Genomic DNA, 14,136 nt, shown 5'->3' with positions numbered 1-14,136 from the left:
GCGATGCTGGAGACGATTCGCAAAAATGGCGTCACGCTGGCGATTTTCGCCGCGATTACCACGGCCGCTACCGCTGTGGTGAATACGGTCACCAAACCGACGGTAGAGCATCAGACCCAGTTACAGCAGAAAAATCTGCTGGATCAGGTGGTACCTGTCGAGCTGTATGACAACAACATCCAGCAGGATTGTTACGTTGTCACGGATGCAGCGCTGGGTAACAGTGCGCCGCATCATCTCTTCCTGGCGCGTAAAGGTGGCAAGCCGGTCGCGGCCGCACTGGAGACAACGGCGCCTGACGGCTATTCTGGTGCGATACAGATGCTGGTCGGTGCCGATTTCCAGGGTAAAGTACTGGGCGTGCGCGTAATCGAACATCATGAAACGCCTGGCCTGGGCGATAAGATCGAACTGCGCATCTCTGACTGGATCAACAGCTTTAATGGCAAAGTGGTGCAGGGTCCGTCTGATAAAGCCTTTGCGGTTAAAAAAGATGGCGGCGACTTCGATCAGTTTACCGGCGCCACCATTACCCCACGCGCGGTGGTCAATGCGACGAAACGCACTGCGCTGTTGATGAAAACGCTTCCGGAGAGACTCTCTTCGTTACCGGCATGTGGAGACACAAATGAGTGAAGCTAAAAGTCTGCTGGTTGGTGGATTGTGGAAGAACAACTCGGCACTGGTGCAGCTGCTGGGTCTCTGCCCGCTGCTGGCGGTCACCGCGACCGCCACTAACGCGCTGGGTTTAGGCCTTGCCACCACGCTGGTGCTGACCCTGACCAACAGTTTTATTTCCGCCTCGCGCCGCTGGGTACCGTCGGAAATCCGTATCCCGATTTATGTGATGATCATCGCCTCGGTAGTGAGCTGCGTGCAGATGCTGATCAACGCCTATGCCTACGGTCTCTATCAGTCACTGGGGATTTTTATCCCGCTGATCGTGACCAACTGCATCGTGGTCGGCCGTGCTGAAGCCGTCGCCTCTAAAAGCAGCATTCCGCTCTCGGCGCTGGATGGCTTTGCCATCGGCATGGGCGCAACCTGTGCCATGGTGGTGCTGGGTTCGCTGCGCGAAATTATCGGCAGCGGCACGCTGTTTAACGGTGCCGATCAGCTGCTTGGCCCGTGGGCGAAATCGCTGCGTATCGAAGTGGTTCATTTCGACTCACCGATGCTGCTGGCCATGCTGCCGCCTGGCGCGTTTATCGGCCTGGGCATGATGCTGGCGTGCAAATACCTGATCGATCAGAAAATGAAACAGCGTGCAGCGCTGCGTGCTCAGGCGGCTGAAACCGCTGCGCCTCAGAACGCCGTCGGGAAGCCGGTGTGAATCAGACCAAACGCACCGAAATCCTTCACCGGCTGCAGCAGAACAATCCGCATCCGACCACCGAGCTGAATTTCAGCTCGCCGTTTGAGCTGCTGATTGCGGTATTGCTCTCGGCGCAGGCGACCGATGTCAGCGTGAACAAGGCCACCGCAAAGCTCTATCCGGTGGCCAACACGCCCGCTGCGATGCTGGCACTGGGCGTGGATGGCGTAAAGGAATACATCAAAACCATCGGCCTGTTTAACAGCAAAGCGGAAAATGTGATTAAGACCTGCCGCATTCTGCTTGAGCAGCACAACGGTGAAGTGCCGGAAGATCGTGCGGCGCTGGAAGCCCTGCCCGGTGTAGGTCGTAAAACCGCTAATGTGGTGCTCAATACCGCCTTTGGCTGGCCGACGATCGCTGTTGATACGCATATTTTTCGCGTCAGTAACCGCACGAAATTTGCGCCGGGTAAGAATGTGGAAGAGGTGGAACAGAAGCTGCTGAAGGTGGTTCCGGCTGCCTACAAGGTCGATTGTCACCACTGGCTGATTCTGCATGGCCGCTACACCTGCGTGGCGCGTAAACCGCGCTGCGGCTCCTGCCTGATTGAAGACCTCTGCGAGTATCCCGACAAAGTTGAGTGATCCCACTGATGACTGACCCGCTGCGGCGGGTTTTTTATTGTCTGCCTGTGCCCGCTGCGTGACGTCTTCTGCGCGATCCCCCTTTTCACCACGCTTTCTGACGCGCCGGAATACCGGCACAGTTTGTCGGGTTGTTACATTGATGTTGATGATGGAAAATCGCCGCCCCTGACGATAAGAAAATGTTATGACACGGTGAGTAACGTAATGAAGAAAAGCCCTTCTGCTGGAAGGCATCCTCTGCGCCTGTTTCTGGCGCGCCTCTGGCCGCATCCGCTGGCAGTAAGTAACAAGCATGTGGTGATCGCCGGACTGGGTGCGGGCATTGGCCTGGTGCTGACCAGCCTGCTGAGCCACTGGATGCTGGGCGAACTGAACCTGTGGTTTGTCGCCCCGGTTGGCGCATCAGCCGTCCTGCTCTTTGGTTTGCCTGCCAGTCCGCTGGCGCAGCCGTGGGCAATCGTTGGCGGCAACAGCCTGTCAGCGCTGGCAGGCGTTACCGTCAGCCAGCTGATACCCGATCCGGCCATCGCCTGCGGTGTCGCGGCCTGTGTGGCGATCCTGCTGATGTTCCAGCTGCGCTGTCTGCATCCGCCCGGCGGCGCGGTGGCGCTGACCGCTATTCTGGGCGGGCCATCGGTACAGCAGCTGGGTTATCAGTTTGTCCTGACGCCAGTCCTGCTCAACTCACTGACGCTGGCGCTACTGGCTCTGCTGTTTAACAATCTGGCCGGTCGCCGCTATCCGCATCCGCTGGCCCCTGAAGAAGTCAAACCCCAGCCGGTCGCCATGCCGGTCCCGCTGACGCGCGCCGATCTGCATCAGGCTTTACAGGGCGGCGAACTGCTGGATATTGACGAAGATGATTTGCAGGCACTGCTGCTGCGTGCGGAAGAGATTGCCCAGCGCCGTCAGTTTAGCGGCTGAAGCCTGCCTGCTGCTGACGCGTCCCGTTCTGCCGGCACGCTCCGTATGGCCGAATGACACACACAAAGTTGATCGCTGCCACAGTTTTGCTCAGCCGCTTCGCCTCGCCTTTCCGGTAACATCTTGATAACACAACCCCCCAGGCCGGACGCCCATCCGGTCCTGGGCGGATGCCTATAGAGCCCGCCTTTTCAGCGCCCTACACTTTGCTCTTCTTTACGTTTCTCATGAGGAAGAATGATGGATAGCGCCTTATCCCCGCAGCACGATGAGCTGATCGCCTCCGCCATCAAAAAATTCTTCACCCATATCATCCCGATGCTGGTGGTGATGCTGATTATTAATCAGATCGACCGCGCCAACATTGGCTTTATTAAAGCCGAACTGCGTACCGATGCCGGGATCAGCGCCGCTGCCTTTGGTCTGGGTGCGGGCCTCTTTTTCATTGGTTATGCGCTGTTTGAAGTGCCGAGCAATCTGATGATGAAGCGCTTTGGCGCACGCGTCTGGCTGACACGCATCATGATTACCTGGGGATTGGTGGTGGTCCTGACCGGATTCGTCACCTCACCCATTCAGTTTTACCTGCTGCGTTTCTTACTCGGCGTCGCCGAAGCGGGCTTCTTTCCCGGCGTGCTGTTCTATTTCCGTCAGTGGGTGCCGAATGCCTGGCGCGGCCGGGCTACCGCGATGGTCCTGAGCGCCACGGCTGCTGCCTTTCTCTTCTCCGGGCCGATCACGGGTGCCATCCTGATGATGCACAACTTTCTGGGGATAGCGGGCTGGAAATGGGTGATGTTCCTTGAAGGCGGCGCCTCGGTGCTGGTCGGGATCCTCGCCGCCTGGGTGCTGGTATCGCGTCCTGCTGATGCGCGCTGGCTGAGTGATGCAGAGAAACAGGCACTGGTGCAGCAGCTGAACAGTGAAGAGGCACAGCGTGACGCGCTTAATCGCGAGCCGGGCAGAATGTCACTGTTACGCAATCGCAGCCTGCTGTTCTTCTGCGCAATTTTCTTCACCATGACCATGACGGGTTATACGCTGGTGTTCTGGCTGCCGCAGATTATTCAGCGCATACAGGGGTTCAGCAGTTTTGGCATCGGGATTCTCACCGCTGTGCCATGGCTGTGCGCCATTATCGCCATCAACCTGCTAAGCCGCTTTTCAGACCGCCACCGTGACAGACTCGATAAAGCGCTGGGCGTTGCCATGCTGGTCGCCGCCTGTGGCACTTTTATGGCTACGCTGGGTTCCCCGTGGTTTGGTTTCCTTGCGATGATCGTGGCCTGTATCGGCTCAAAAGTCAGCGCCACCTTTTTCTGGCCGATGCCGCAGGGAGAACTGCCCGCCTCGATTGTCGCACCGGGCATTGCGCTGGTGAATTCTGTTGGCAATCTTGGCGGCTTCTTCGCACCGACGGTGTTTGGCTATCTGGAGATGAAGACCGGTTCCACTACCGGCGGCCTGTATGCGCTGACCAGCGTTTCGCTGCTGACCGGGCTGTGGCTGCTGCTGCGCCGCAGGCCATCCCCGTCTTCCCTTGATCCTATGGAGAATCACCATGTCAGACAGTCCAGTCATTAAAACAATGCGGGTGGTGCCGGTCGCCGGGTATGACAGCATGCTGCTGAACATTGGTGGCGCGCATAACTGCTACTTTACCCGCATCCTGGTGATCCTGACCGATTCCGCAGGCCGTACCGGCGTGGGCGAAAGTCCCTGTCACGCTTCAACGCTGGCGCTGCTGGCACGTTTTCGATCGCAGATTGAGGGCAGCGAACTGCTGCGGCTGAATGCGACGATCGCCACACTGTTTGCCAGTGACGCACGCCATCAGCAGACCGCGCATACCGATGACATCCACATTCCGCAGATGAACCCGGAGAAGTTCTACAACGCCACAGCGGCGATTGAAGCGGCGCTGCTTGATTTGATGGGCCAGCATCTGAATCTGCCGGTTGCCGAATTACTTGCCAGCGGCAGGCAGCGCGATCGGGTGCCGGTGCTCGGCTATCTGTTCTATATCGCCGACCGCAACCTGACCAGCATGAACTATCAGACAGGCCAGTCTGGCGGTGATGCCTGGCTGCAACTGCGCCATGAAAAAGCGATGGATGCGCAAGGCGTCGTGCGGCTGGCTGAAGCCGCAGCGGAACGCTATGGCTTCCGCGACTTCAAACTCAAGGGCGGCGTACACCACGGCGAAGTGGAGGTAGAGACGGTCAACGCCCTGCTGCAACGCTTTCCGCAGGCTCGCGTCACGGTCGACCCCAACGCCAGCTGGTCGCTGGACGAAGCGATTTATTATGGTAAACAGCTGGCGGGCCGCATTCCTTATCTTGAAGATCCCTGTGGCGCGGAACAGGGCTACTCCGGCCGGGAAACGCTGGCCGAGTTTAAACGCGCCACCGGTATTCCGGTCGCCACCAATATGATCGCCAATGACTGGCGACAGTTGCAGCATGCGTTACAGCTCAATGCTATCGACATTCCGCTGGCCGATCCGCACTTCTGGACGATGCGTAATGCACATACCGTGGCGCAGCTCTGTCAGGAGTGGGGGCTGACCACCGGGTGCCATTCAAACAACCACTTTGATGTGTCTCTGGCGATGGTGGCGCATCTGGGGGCGGCTGCACCCGGCGATCGTCTGACGGCCTTTGATACGCACTGGATCTGGCAGGATGGACAACAGCTGACGCAGCATCCGCCGCAGATTCGGGATGGGCATCTGGAACTGCCAGAGGGGCCAGGGCTGGGCGTCACCCTGAATATGGAACGGGTCGAAGCGGCACACGCACTCTACAATTCGCTGCCGGATAAAAATCGTAACGATGCGCTGGGCATGCAGTTTTTGATTGATAACTGGTCGTTTAACGCCAAACGCCCGGCGCTGCTGCGCTGAAGAACAGCAACCTGTGACAGTGTCACAGGCTGCTCACTTTTTAGCGTTGTGCCCATGCCGCCTGCATCCAGGCAATCACCAGCGGAGAATCTTTCTCCTGCAGCGCAGCGCGTTCTGACTGGAACAGGGTGGCAACAAAGAAAGGATGATCCGGCAGCTCCACACCGCGTACGTCCCCCGCGTCATCCCAGGCAGTAATACGTAGGGTGTTATCGCCCAGCGCCGCACTGAATTCCGGGTTGACGCCAAAGTTACAGTGATAGCCTTCATCGCTGTCCAGCGTGCCGTAGGCCGCAGCAATACGTGAACCGGGTTCGAACCTGACCGCGCCGCGCTGCTCCACCAGCGAGCAGCTCAGCGGAGCTATGACCATGCGCCCGCCGGTGTCGGTTTCGGCATGACTCGCATCGTGCCAGCCCAGTACATTGCGCGCATACTCGATGACCGCATACTGGAATCCCCCGCACGACCCCAGGAAAGGTTTTCCGCTTTCCCGCGCCCAGCGAATGGTGTCAAAAACGGCCTCATCATTATGGTAGGGACTGCCAGGCACGACCCAGACCGCGTCACTGCGCCTGAGGTCGGATTCAGCGAGTTTTTCGCTGGCAATCCATTCAGCTTCAACCGTAATGTTCAGCCAGCGGGCAGCACGTTCAATAGCAAGTGGAATGGCCTGATGGGCAACCGCATCGGCGCGGTAGTCACCAGCCAGAGATAAACGCAGGGGGGACGACATAAATAGATCCTTCTCGGAGAAATTGAGAGGTTACAGGAATGTTAATTTCAAGTCGAGCATCCTGAACGCCGCGTCATAATGCTGCCGCTCAGTACAGAGATCCTCACCCCTTCACCAGAGCCTGCGGCCCATTTTCTTCAACGGAAACTTTTTTCCGGTTTATGCTGCCGACAGGCTTTTCAGCCTTCCTGCGCAGCAACGCAATCGGTTTCTTGTTTTGCTTTCTGAATTAAATCGCGGGTTTGTGCTCTCGATCAGCAATTGTATGCTTTGCCGCCAAAGGAGACGCGTTAACGTTTACTTTTTCGTCATATTGCCTGAATAATGGCCTGAAACCTCCTGTAAATGCTGCTGATAAAATCTGCAGCAAACGTTTCATCTGAATTACTCTCCATTAGCAGTTAATGTTAAATCCATCCAGCGTCTCGCTCACATTCAGTTGATTTATACTGATATGCTTTTTGTCATCAAAATTAAAATCTGATCAACAGTTTGTTATAAGGTTTTTAACCCTGGATTATCAGCTCAGGCCGGTTGTCAGAAAATTCTTGCCCTGCCGCCCGTAATCAGCCAAATTAGTCGCCGCTTTTCCCTTCTAATAACAATCTCGCGCATGAAAAACTCACATGACGCGGACTTAATTGCTGTCCCGAAACAGGGTATGAAAAAACTGAGGTACATGTGTCAACTGCAAACAAACACACTGATGAGGCTGTCAGTCTCAATGCGTTTAAACAGCCGAAGGCGTTCTACTTAATCTTCTCGATTGAGTTATGGGAACGTTTTGGCTTCTATGGCCTGCAGGCCATTATGGCGGTTTACCTGGTGAAGCAACTGGGATTGTCTGAATCAGACTCCATCACCCTGTTCTCTTCATTTAGCGCGCTGGTTTATGGACTCGTCGCCATTGGCGGCTGGCTCGGCGATAAAGTGCTGGGCACCAAACGTGTGATTGTGCTGGGCGTGCTGGTACTGGCACTGGGTTATGCGCTGGTAGCATTCTCCGGTCATAACGTCAGCATCGTCTATATCGGTATGGCGACCATCGCCGTGGGCAGCGGGCTGTTCAAAGCGAACCCCTCTTCGCTGCTCTCCACCTGCTACGACAAAGATGATCCACGTATCGATGGTGCCTTCACCATGTTCTATATGTCGATCAACATCGGTTCACTGTTTTCGATGATGCTCACCCCGTGGTTAGCGGCGAAATATGGTTACAGCGTTGCCTTCTCGCTGTGCGTTATCGGTCTGATCATCACCCTGTTTAACTTCCTGTTCTGCAAACGCATGGTTAAGGATTACGGTTCTAAGCCCGACTTTGCACCGCTGCAGGTCGGAAAACTGCTGATGACGCTGGTTGGCGTCGTAGTACTGATCGCGCTGGCGAACTGGATGCTGCATCATCAGGTCATTGCACGCCTGGTGCTGGCTGTGATTGCGCTGGGTATCGTACTGGTGTTTGCCAAAGAAGCCTTTGCGCTGCAGGGCGCAGCGCGTCGTAAAATGATTGTGGCCTTCCTGCTGATGGTCGAAGCGATTCTGTTCTTCGTGCTCTATATGCAGATGCCAACGTCACTCAACTTCTTTGCTATCCGCAACGTTGAGCACACGATTCTCGGCATTACCTTTGCGCCCGAGCAGTTCCAGGCGCTGAACCCGTTCTGGATCATGCTGGCCAGTCCGCTGCTGGCGGCGCTCTACAACAAGCTAGGTGATAAGCTGCCGATGCCGCACAAGTTTGCCTTTGGTATGGTGCTTTGCTCCGCTGCGTTCCTGGTGCTGCCGGTGGGCGCGAAGTTTGCCAGCGATGCCGGTATCGTTTCTGTTAACTGGCTGATCCTGAGCTATGCGCTGCAGAGTATCGGTGAACTGATGATCTCCGGCCTTGGTCTGGCGATGGTCGCACAGCTGGTGCCTCAGCGTCTGATGGGCTTTATCATGGGCTCCTGGTTCCTGACCACCGCAGGCGCGGCGGTCATTGCCGGTAAAGTGGCCAACCTGATGGCGGTGCCTGAAAACGTGACCGACCCGCTGATTTCGCTGGCGACCTACAGCCGCGTATTCCAGCAGATTGGTATCGTGACCGCTGTCATCGCTCTGCTGATGCTGATTACGGCGCCGTTGCTGAACCGTATGACGCAGGATCCTGACGCGAAAAAATAACGTGCAGGCGTCATCGCTGCCGTGACACGAATCAGCCGGGCTCTGCCCGGCTTTTTTTATTGCTGCCCCTTTCCCTCATCGATCCCTGATCCTTATCACTGGCAATTCCACCCTGAGCCTTTACTATGCTGTGATCCCATTGCAACAAGGAGTACATGGTCATGAAACTGTTTTGCAAAGCAGGAGCCTGCTCTCTTTCTCCCCACATTGTTATGCGCGAATGCGGACTGGATTTCACGCAGGTGAGTGTTGATCTGGCCACAAAACTCACTGAACGGGGCGATGATTTCCGCCAGATTAACCCTAAAGGCCAGGTGCCCACGCTGCAGCTCAGCGACGGCACCGTGCTGACGGAAGGCGTTGCCATTGTGCAGTACCTGGCAGATCTTAAGCCCGATCGCCATCTGCTGGCACCGGTCGGCAGCCTGACGCGTTATCACACCGTGGAGTGGCTCAGCTTCATCGGCAGCGAGCTGCACAAAAGCTTTGGGCCGCTGTTTCGTCCCGGTTACTCCGATGAGGTGAAAGCACAGACGCGCAGCCAGCTGGAAGCGAAATTCTGCTATGTCGATGCGTCACTGCGCGGCAGACAGTGGCTGATGGGGCTGCATTTCAGCGTGGCGGATGCCTATCTGTTTGTGGTGACGCGCTGGGCAAAAGCGCTGGGACTGGATCTGTCCGGCTTTACGGCGCTGGAGGCGTGGTTTGATCGCGTTGCCGAACGTCCTGCGGTGCAGGCGGCGCTGAAAGCGGAAGGCTTAGCCTGAGTGAAAAGGGCCGGTTGACCGGCCCTTTTGCTTTACAGCTTTTCTGCCGCGAAATGCTGCGTCGGACTGGCGATGGCATCCTGGGCCGCCACCAGCTGCAGCTCATACTCGCCCATCTGGTGGGTTTTCAGCATCACCTCATAGACCGCCGCAGTGACGTGCTCCAGCGCATCCTGCAATGATTTGCCGTGAAGCAGATTCACCAGCAGCAGACCGCTGGTGAGATCGCCCACGCCGACTGGCTGACGCACACCAAAATCGACCAGCGGACGGCTGATGTGCCAGGCGTCTTCCGCCGTTACCAGCAGCATCTCAAAGCGATCGCTGCGACGACCGGCGCGCGCCAGGTGCTTCACCAGTACCACGCGTGGTCCCTGGGCAATCAGCGCCCGCGCCGCGTCGACTGCCGCGTCGACGTCGGTAACGGTGCGTTCGCTCAGCATCTCCAGCTCAAGCAGATTCGGGGCGATAATGTCGCTGGCCGGCATTGCCATTTTGCAGTGAAACTCCGCCACGCCGGGTGCCACAATGCAGCCTTTCTCGGGGTGACCCATCACCGGATCGCAGAAGTACCAGGCATTTGGGTTAGCTGCTTTGACCTGCCGAACAATCTGCAGAATCTGCTCGCCCTGCTCTGCCGAACCCAGATAGCCGCTCAGCACCGCGTCACAGGTCTTCAGGCGGTCAATATCCGCAATACCTTTAACGATGTCGGTTAAATGCGTTGCAGGCATCACCGTGCCGGTCCAGTGGCCATATTGCGTATGGTTGGAAAACTGTACGGTATTCAGCGGCCAGACGTTTGCCCCCAGGCGGCGCATCGGAAACTCAGCCGCCGCGTTACCGGCGTGACCAAAAACAACGTGCGACTGAATCGCTAAAATATTTTTCACTTGTTTGCCCTGTCCTGCCTTGCCATAAAAAAGGGCCGGAAACCGGCCCTGAAATCTTACTGCCAGTTAATCAGGCAGTAATGTTTCTTGCCGCGACGCAGCAGCGTAAAACGGTTAAACAGTTTGTCGCTGTCGCTGAAGCGGTATTCCGCATCAGACTGCTTTTCACCATTCAGAGAAACGGCATTGGAGCCGATCATGGTGCGTGCCTGACCGCGAGACGGCACCAGCTCAGCTTTCACCAGCGCCTGCTGCAGATCGTCGTCAGCGCCCAGCACGATAGTGGGCATCCCATCCTGCGCCAGCTGTTCAAAATCGGCTTCGGTCATGTCGCTTACGGAGCCTGAGAAGAGGCTGGCCGTAATACGTTTTGCCGCCGACAGACCCGCTTCGCCATGCACCAGACGCGTTACCTGCTCAGCCAGTACATACTGCGCACGTGGCGCGGTGCCGCTGTTTTTGTCCTCTTCTTCCAGCGCGTTGATCTCTTCAATGCTCAGGAAAGTGAAGAACTTCAGGAAGCGATAGACGTCAGCATCCGCGGTATTGATCCAGAACTGATAGAACTTATACGGACTGGTTTTCTTCGCATCCAGCCAGACTGCGCCGCCTTCAGTTTTACCGAATTTGGTACCGTCAGACTTAGTGATCAGCGGAACGGTCAGGCCAAAGACCTGGTTCTGATGCAGACGACGGGTCAGGTCGATACCAGAGGTGATGTTACCCCACTGATCGGAACCGCCAATCTGCAGCGATACGCCGTGACGCTCGTTCAGGCAGGCAAAGTCATAGCCCTGCAGCAGATTGTAGGAGAACTCGGTAAAGGAGATACCCTGATCGTCACGGTTCAGGCGCTGCTTCACCGCTTCTTTATTGATCATCTGGTTAACGGAGAAGTGTTTGCCGATATCCCGCAGGAAGGTCAGCACGTTCATGCTGCCAAACCAGTCATAGTTATTGGCGGCGATGGCGCTGTTGCTGCCGCAATCGAAGTCCAGGAATGGCGCCACCTGCTGGCGGATCTTCTCAACCCATTCGTTGACGGTGTCGCTGGTATTAAGTTTACGCTCTGCGGCTTTAAAGCTCGGGTCGCCAATCAGGCCGGTTGCACCCCCGACCAGCGCCACCGGCTGATGGCCGGCATCCTGAAAACGCTTCAGGCAGAGCAGCGGTACCAGATGGCCCAAATGCAAGCTGTCAGCAGTGGGGTCAAAGCCGCAATAGAGCGAAATTGGCCCCTGCGCCAGTTTCTCTGTTAACGCGTCTTCATCCGTCACCTGGGCGATAAGGCCCCTCTCCTGCAATTGTTGTATCAGGTTACTGCTGGTCATTACTGACTCCAAATTGATCAGACTGCACCTATGCTGGTACACAGCTTTCCGCTGAGTTGCGGAATCGAAAAAAATGAGGGCTATAGCATAAAGCGCTGACGCCTTCTGTGCCAGCGCTGATAGGGGGAAATGATGCAGATTCAGGGTGCCAGACGGTCGATTTTCCAGCCGTCGTGATCGCGCTGATAGATGAAACGATCGTGCAGACGATGTTCGCCTCCCTGCCAGAACTCCACGGTGTGAAATTTCACCCGGTAGCCACCCCAGAAGCTGGGCAGCGGCACGTCGCCCTGCTGGAACTTCTGCTTAAGCTCAAGGAACTTTCCTTCCAGAATGCCACGGGCCGAGATCCGGCTCGACTGCTTCGACACCCAGGCCCCAATCTGGCTGTCGCGCGGACGGCTGTGGAAATATTTCAGCACCTCCAGCGGCGACAGTTTCTCCACTTCACCCAGTACCATCACTTGACGCTCCAGGTAGTGCCACGGGAAGTGCAGGCAAATGCGCGGATTGTGCGCCAGCTGCAGCGCCTTGCGGCTGCCAAGGTTGGTGTAAAACACCATGCCCTGCGCATCGAAGTGTTTCAGCAGCACGATGCGCTGCCACGGCTGGCCCTGCTCATCCACGGTGGCCACGGTCATTGCCGTGGGATCGGGCAGTTTTGCTTCACACGCCTGGCTCAGCCACTGTTCAAACAGGGCTATCGGATCATCCGGCAGATCCTTACGACGCAATCCGCCGCGGGTATATTCGCGCCGCAGATGGGCAATGGTGTGTAGCGTTTCGCTGTCGCTCATAATGCTCGCCTATTCAGATAAAGAGTCAGCTGGCAGGTTGCAGCTCACAATCGTTCACGACGATTTTATCATTACGTTCGATAAATGCGCCGTTTCCTTTGGACCAGAACACATAGGTGTTGTCGCTGTAGCGCGCGCCGGAAGCGGATACCGTCTGCTTCAGCGTCAGGGGCTGGCCATCCATAATAAAGCTCACCTGCTCTTTCGCCTCATCCAGCGTCACGGTCAGGGGCAGGGTTCCGCAGCGATAGTGCAGGGTCTGCGGCGACGGTGGCTGTTTATGCATCAGGCTACAGCCCGAGAGCAGCAGCACCGCGGCAACGGTTAATCCTTTCAACATAAGCGGGTCTCCTTCACGAGTGAAGCTGGCATTATAAGAAGGATTTGGCGCGAAGTAAGTGGGAATCCACGCCAATCTGGTGGATGCTGTCAGGCAGCCTGAATTATTGCGCGTTTTCAGGCGGTTGTCTGAATGCACAGGCCGCGTTCTCAGGCTACGCTCTATAGATCTTAAGCGAGGAAAACAAACATGAAATTTGATAACGAAGATGCATTTAAGCTGGCCGTGGCGTTTATGAACCACAAAGAGAATGCCACCGTTGCCAGCAGCTACTTTAAAACCTTTATCGACACCTACCAGAAATTTGACCGCTGGCTGAGCGCATCCGATCCGGTCAGCGCTATGAAAGCGGAAAAAGCGGCAGCCAAAGCTGGCGAAGACTCCCTTCTTTGATCCCTTTCCTCACTGGCCCGATAGTCATCAGGATATCGGGCCTGCGGACATGATCAGCTGTTAACGCTGGTGCAGACGATTACCCCTGGGACGACTCTGACTTTAACAAAGAATATCGGCTTCGGCTGCCGTGCTTATTTCCTGCATTGGCGTCACGTTTATTCCGGCCCGGTAATGCCGCTGCTAAAACGGCATAAACAGCCGTGCACATTTGCAATAAATGCTATTCCCTGCCGTCATTCCTCAGAATAATCGCTACATCCCCCTTTTTTTGTCTAAAAAACCGGCAGCGAAGCGTGACAGGACCAGCAAACTCTATAAAGCCGTCTATGCTGTAAACGTCTGGTTATACTTCATGGAGTTGAAAAAAATGAAAATGAAATCCCTGTCAGCCATTGCTTTGCTGGCTCTTTCTTTAGGTACGCTGGCAGGCTGCGCCTCGAATCAGTCGATTAAGACCACTGATGGCCGCACCATTGTCACTGATGGTAAACCGCAGATCGATTCAGATACTGGCCTGGTTTCTTATCGCGATGCTCAGACAGGAAAAACTGAGCAGATCAATCGCAATGAGATCAGTAATATGAGTGAACTCGACAACTAATATAAGGTGAATAAGATGAAAAAAGCGCTGATTTTACCTCTCGCCGCATTGATTGGTATGACCGTATTAACCGGCTGCACCCGTACCAGTTATGCGATTCAGACTAACGATGGACGCACCATTATTAGTGATGGCAAGCCTTCTGAGTCAGATGCTGGCCTGCTGGCCTACACTGACGCCAATGGCGTGAAGCAACAGATTAATAAAGCGGACGTTAAAGCGGTCTCTGAAGTACCGAAGAAATAAACCGGGCACGCTCGTCCAGTTAATAAAGCCGCCTACGGGCGGCTTTATTTTTGCCTGCGCTTAGTACGGCAT

17 protein-coding genes are annotated in these 14,136 nt (G+C 55.9%); 11 read left to right on the top strand and 6 right to left on the bottom strand.

The genetic code is table 11. The features are described 5' to 3' along the window. Window positions 1–3 precede the first annotated feature (3 nt). The 6 genes from rsxG (at window position 4) to AC6I8E_RS08715 (ending at window position 5,794) form a co-directional block, all read left to right on the top strand. Window positions 4–636: an electron transport complex subunit RsxG gene (gene rsxG / locus AC6I8E_RS08740; RefSeq protein WP_013357769.1), complete on the top strand. Its 633-nt coding sequence runs from the start codon at window positions 4–6 to the stop codon at window positions 634–636. Next, the gene (locus AC6I8E_RS08735) at window positions 629–1,333 is read left to right on the top strand and encodes an electron transport complex subunit E (RefSeq protein ID WP_033782996.1); all 705 of its coding nucleotides are present in this window, start codon (window positions 629–631) and stop codon (window positions 1,331–1,333) included. The genes rsxG and AC6I8E_RS08735 overlap by 8 nt, the downstream gene beginning before the upstream one ends. Continuing rightward, window positions 1,330–1,962 (top strand): endonuclease III, encoded by a 633-nt coding sequence (gene nth / locus AC6I8E_RS08730; RefSeq protein WP_003849001.1) that lies wholly within the window; start codon window positions 1,330–1,332, stop codon window positions 1,960–1,962. Before AC6I8E_RS08735 ends, nth begins: the two co-directional genes overlap by 4 nt. A gap of 207 nt (window positions 1,963–2,169) precedes the next feature. After that, entirely contained in the window at window positions 2,170–2,889 is a 720-nt protein-coding gene (locus AC6I8E_RS08725; protein ID WP_095707253.1) for an HPP family protein, read from the top strand. A 240-nt stretch (window positions 2,890–3,129) separates the two neighbouring features. Then, the gene (locus tag AC6I8E_RS08720) at window positions 3,130–4,473 is read left to right on the top strand and encodes an MFS transporter (protein WP_095707254.1); all 1,344 of its coding nucleotides are present in this window, start codon (window positions 3,130–3,132) and stop codon (window positions 4,471–4,473) included. Continuing rightward, window positions 4,451–5,794, top strand: coding sequence for an enolase C-terminal domain-like protein (locus AC6I8E_RS08715; RefSeq protein WP_095707255.1), 1,344 nt, complete (start codon window positions 4,451–4,453; stop codon window positions 5,792–5,794). The genes AC6I8E_RS08720 and AC6I8E_RS08715 overlap by 23 nt, the downstream gene beginning before the upstream one ends. Window positions 5,795–5,834: 40 nt before the next feature. On the opposite strand, the gene AC6I8E_RS08710 is transcribed toward AC6I8E_RS08715, so the two are convergent. Both AC6I8E_RS08710 and AC6I8E_RS08705 read right to left on the bottom strand, forming a co-directional pair. Further along, a complete protein-coding gene (locus AC6I8E_RS08710; protein WP_370421282.1) occupies window positions 5,835–6,530 on the bottom strand; it encodes a CTP synthase C-terminal region-related (seleno)protein in 696 nt (231 codons plus the stop codon). Between the two features lie 229 nt (window positions 6,531–6,759). Then, window positions 6,760–6,909 carry a hypothetical protein gene (locus AC6I8E_RS08705; RefSeq protein ID WP_370421284.1) on the bottom strand — a complete coding sequence of 50 codons (150 nt, stop codon included), beginning with the start codon at window positions 6,907–6,909 and terminating at the stop codon, window positions 6,760–6,762. 302 nt (window positions 6,910–7,211) lie between these two features. Between AC6I8E_RS08705 and dtpA the strand changes: the two genes are divergently transcribed. Both dtpA and gstA read left to right on the top strand, forming a co-directional pair. Further along, the gene (gene dtpA, locus AC6I8E_RS08700) at window positions 7,212–8,693 is read left to right on the top strand and encodes a dipeptide/tripeptide permease DtpA (RefSeq protein WP_033782990.1); all 1,482 of its coding nucleotides are present in this window, start codon (window positions 7,212–7,214) and stop codon (window positions 8,691–8,693) included. Window positions 8,694–8,854: 161 nt separating this feature from the next. Next, window positions 8,855–9,460: a glutathione transferase GstA gene (gene gstA / locus AC6I8E_RS08695; protein ID WP_497824669.1), complete on the top strand. Its 606-nt coding sequence runs from the start codon at window positions 8,855–8,857 to the stop codon at window positions 9,458–9,460. Between the two features lie 32 nt (window positions 9,461–9,492). On the opposite strand, the gene pdxY is transcribed toward gstA, so the two are convergent. The 4 genes from pdxY to AC6I8E_RS08675 form a co-directional block, all read right to left on the bottom strand. Continuing rightward, window positions 9,493–10,353, bottom strand: coding sequence for a pyridoxal kinase PdxY (pdxY, locus tag AC6I8E_RS08690; protein WP_061062385.1), 861 nt, complete (start codon window positions 10,351–10,353; stop codon window positions 9,493–9,495). Between the two features lie 56 nt (window positions 10,354–10,409). Next, the gene (gene tyrS / locus AC6I8E_RS08685; protein WP_033732557.1) at window positions 10,410–11,684 is read right to left on the bottom strand and encodes a tyrosine--tRNA ligase; all 1,275 of its coding nucleotides are present in this window, start codon (window positions 11,682–11,684) and stop codon (window positions 10,410–10,412) included. Between the two features lie 140 nt (window positions 11,685–11,824). Continuing rightward, window positions 11,825–12,481, bottom strand: coding sequence for a pyridoxamine 5'-phosphate oxidase (gene pdxH, locus AC6I8E_RS08680; RefSeq protein WP_013357759.1), 657 nt, complete (start codon window positions 12,479–12,481; stop codon window positions 11,825–11,827). Between the two features lie 25 nt (window positions 12,482–12,506). Then, window positions 12,507–12,821: an MliC family protein gene (locus AC6I8E_RS08675; RefSeq protein WP_013357758.1), complete on the bottom strand. Its 315-nt coding sequence runs from the start codon at window positions 12,819–12,821 to the stop codon at window positions 12,507–12,509. 189 nt (window positions 12,822–13,010) lie between these two features. On the opposite strand from AC6I8E_RS08675, the gene AC6I8E_RS08670 reads away from it, so the two are divergent. From AC6I8E_RS08670 to AC6I8E_RS08660, 3 genes are all read left to right on the top strand, one after another. After that, on the top strand, window positions 13,011–13,214 hold the full coding sequence (locus AC6I8E_RS08670; protein ID WP_013357757.1) for a hypothetical protein: 204 nt from the start codon (window positions 13,011–13,013) through the stop codon (window positions 13,212–13,214). A gap of 370 nt (window positions 13,215–13,584) precedes the next feature. After that, a complete protein-coding gene (locus AC6I8E_RS08665; protein WP_010245442.1) occupies window positions 13,585–13,818 on the top strand; it encodes a YgdI/YgdR family lipoprotein in 234 nt (77 codons plus the stop codon). Between the two features lie 15 nt (window positions 13,819–13,833). Then, window positions 13,834–14,064, top strand: coding sequence for a YgdI/YgdR family lipoprotein (locus tag AC6I8E_RS08660; protein WP_010245445.1), 231 nt, complete (start codon window positions 13,834–13,836; stop codon window positions 14,062–14,064). The last annotated feature ends 72 nt before the right edge of the window (window positions 14,065–14,136 follow it).

Source organism: Pantoea sp. X-Soil-YNGN-785 (assembly GCF_059730585.1).
Note: the sequence above shows the minus strand (reverse complement) of the source record. Positions and strands in the feature narration are given on the sequence as shown.

Bases quoted from the DNA above. Each gene is read 5' to 3' on its own strand.
- rsxG (WP_013357769.1), top strand. From the start codon at position 4: ATGCTGGAGACGATTCGCAAAAATGGCGTCACGCTGGCGATTTTCGCC.
- AC6I8E_RS08735 (WP_033782996.1), top strand. From the start codon at position 629: ATGAGTGAAGCTAAAAGTCTGCTGGTTGGTGGATTGTGGAAGAACAAC.
- AC6I8E_RS08725 (WP_095707253.1), top strand. From the start codon at position 2,170: ATGAAGAAAAGCCCTTCTGCTGGAAGGCATCCTCTGCGCCTGTTTCTG.
- AC6I8E_RS08720 (WP_095707254.1), top strand. From the start codon at position 3,130: ATGGATAGCGCCTTATCCCCGCAGCACGATGAGCTGATCGCCTCCGCC.
- AC6I8E_RS08715 (WP_095707255.1), top strand. From the start codon at position 4,451: ATGTCAGACAGTCCAGTCATTAAAACAATGCGGGTGGTGCCGGTCGCC.
- AC6I8E_RS08710 (WP_370421282.1), bottom strand. From the start codon at position 6,530: ATGTCGTCCCCCCTGCGTTTATCTCTGGCTGGTGACTACCGCGCCGAT.
- AC6I8E_RS08705 (WP_370421284.1), bottom strand. From the start codon at position 6,909: ATGAAACGTTTGCTGCAGATTTTATCAGCAGCATTTACAGGAGGTTTC.
- gstA (WP_497824669.1), top strand. From the start codon at position 8,855: ATGAAACTGTTTTGCAAAGCAGGAGCCTGCTCTCTTTCTCCCCACATT.
- tyrS (WP_033732557.1), bottom strand. From the start codon at position 11,684: ATGACCAGCAGTAACCTGATACAACAATTGCAGGAGAGGGGCCTTATC.
- pdxH (WP_013357759.1), bottom strand. From the start codon at position 12,481: ATGAGCGACAGCGAAACGCTACACACCATTGCCCATCTGCGGCGCGAA.
- AC6I8E_RS08675 (WP_013357758.1), bottom strand. From the start codon at position 12,821: ATGTTGAAAGGATTAACCGTTGCCGCGGTGCTGCTGCTCTCGGGCTGT.
- AC6I8E_RS08670 (WP_013357757.1), top strand. From the start codon at position 13,011: ATGAAATTTGATAACGAAGATGCATTTAAGCTGGCCGTGGCGTTTATG.
- AC6I8E_RS08665 (WP_010245442.1), top strand. From the start codon at position 13,585: ATGAAAATGAAATCCCTGTCAGCCATTGCTTTGCTGGCTCTTTCTTTA.
- AC6I8E_RS08660 (WP_010245445.1), top strand. From the start codon at position 13,834: ATGAAAAAAGCGCTGATTTTACCTCTCGCCGCATTGATTGGTATGACC.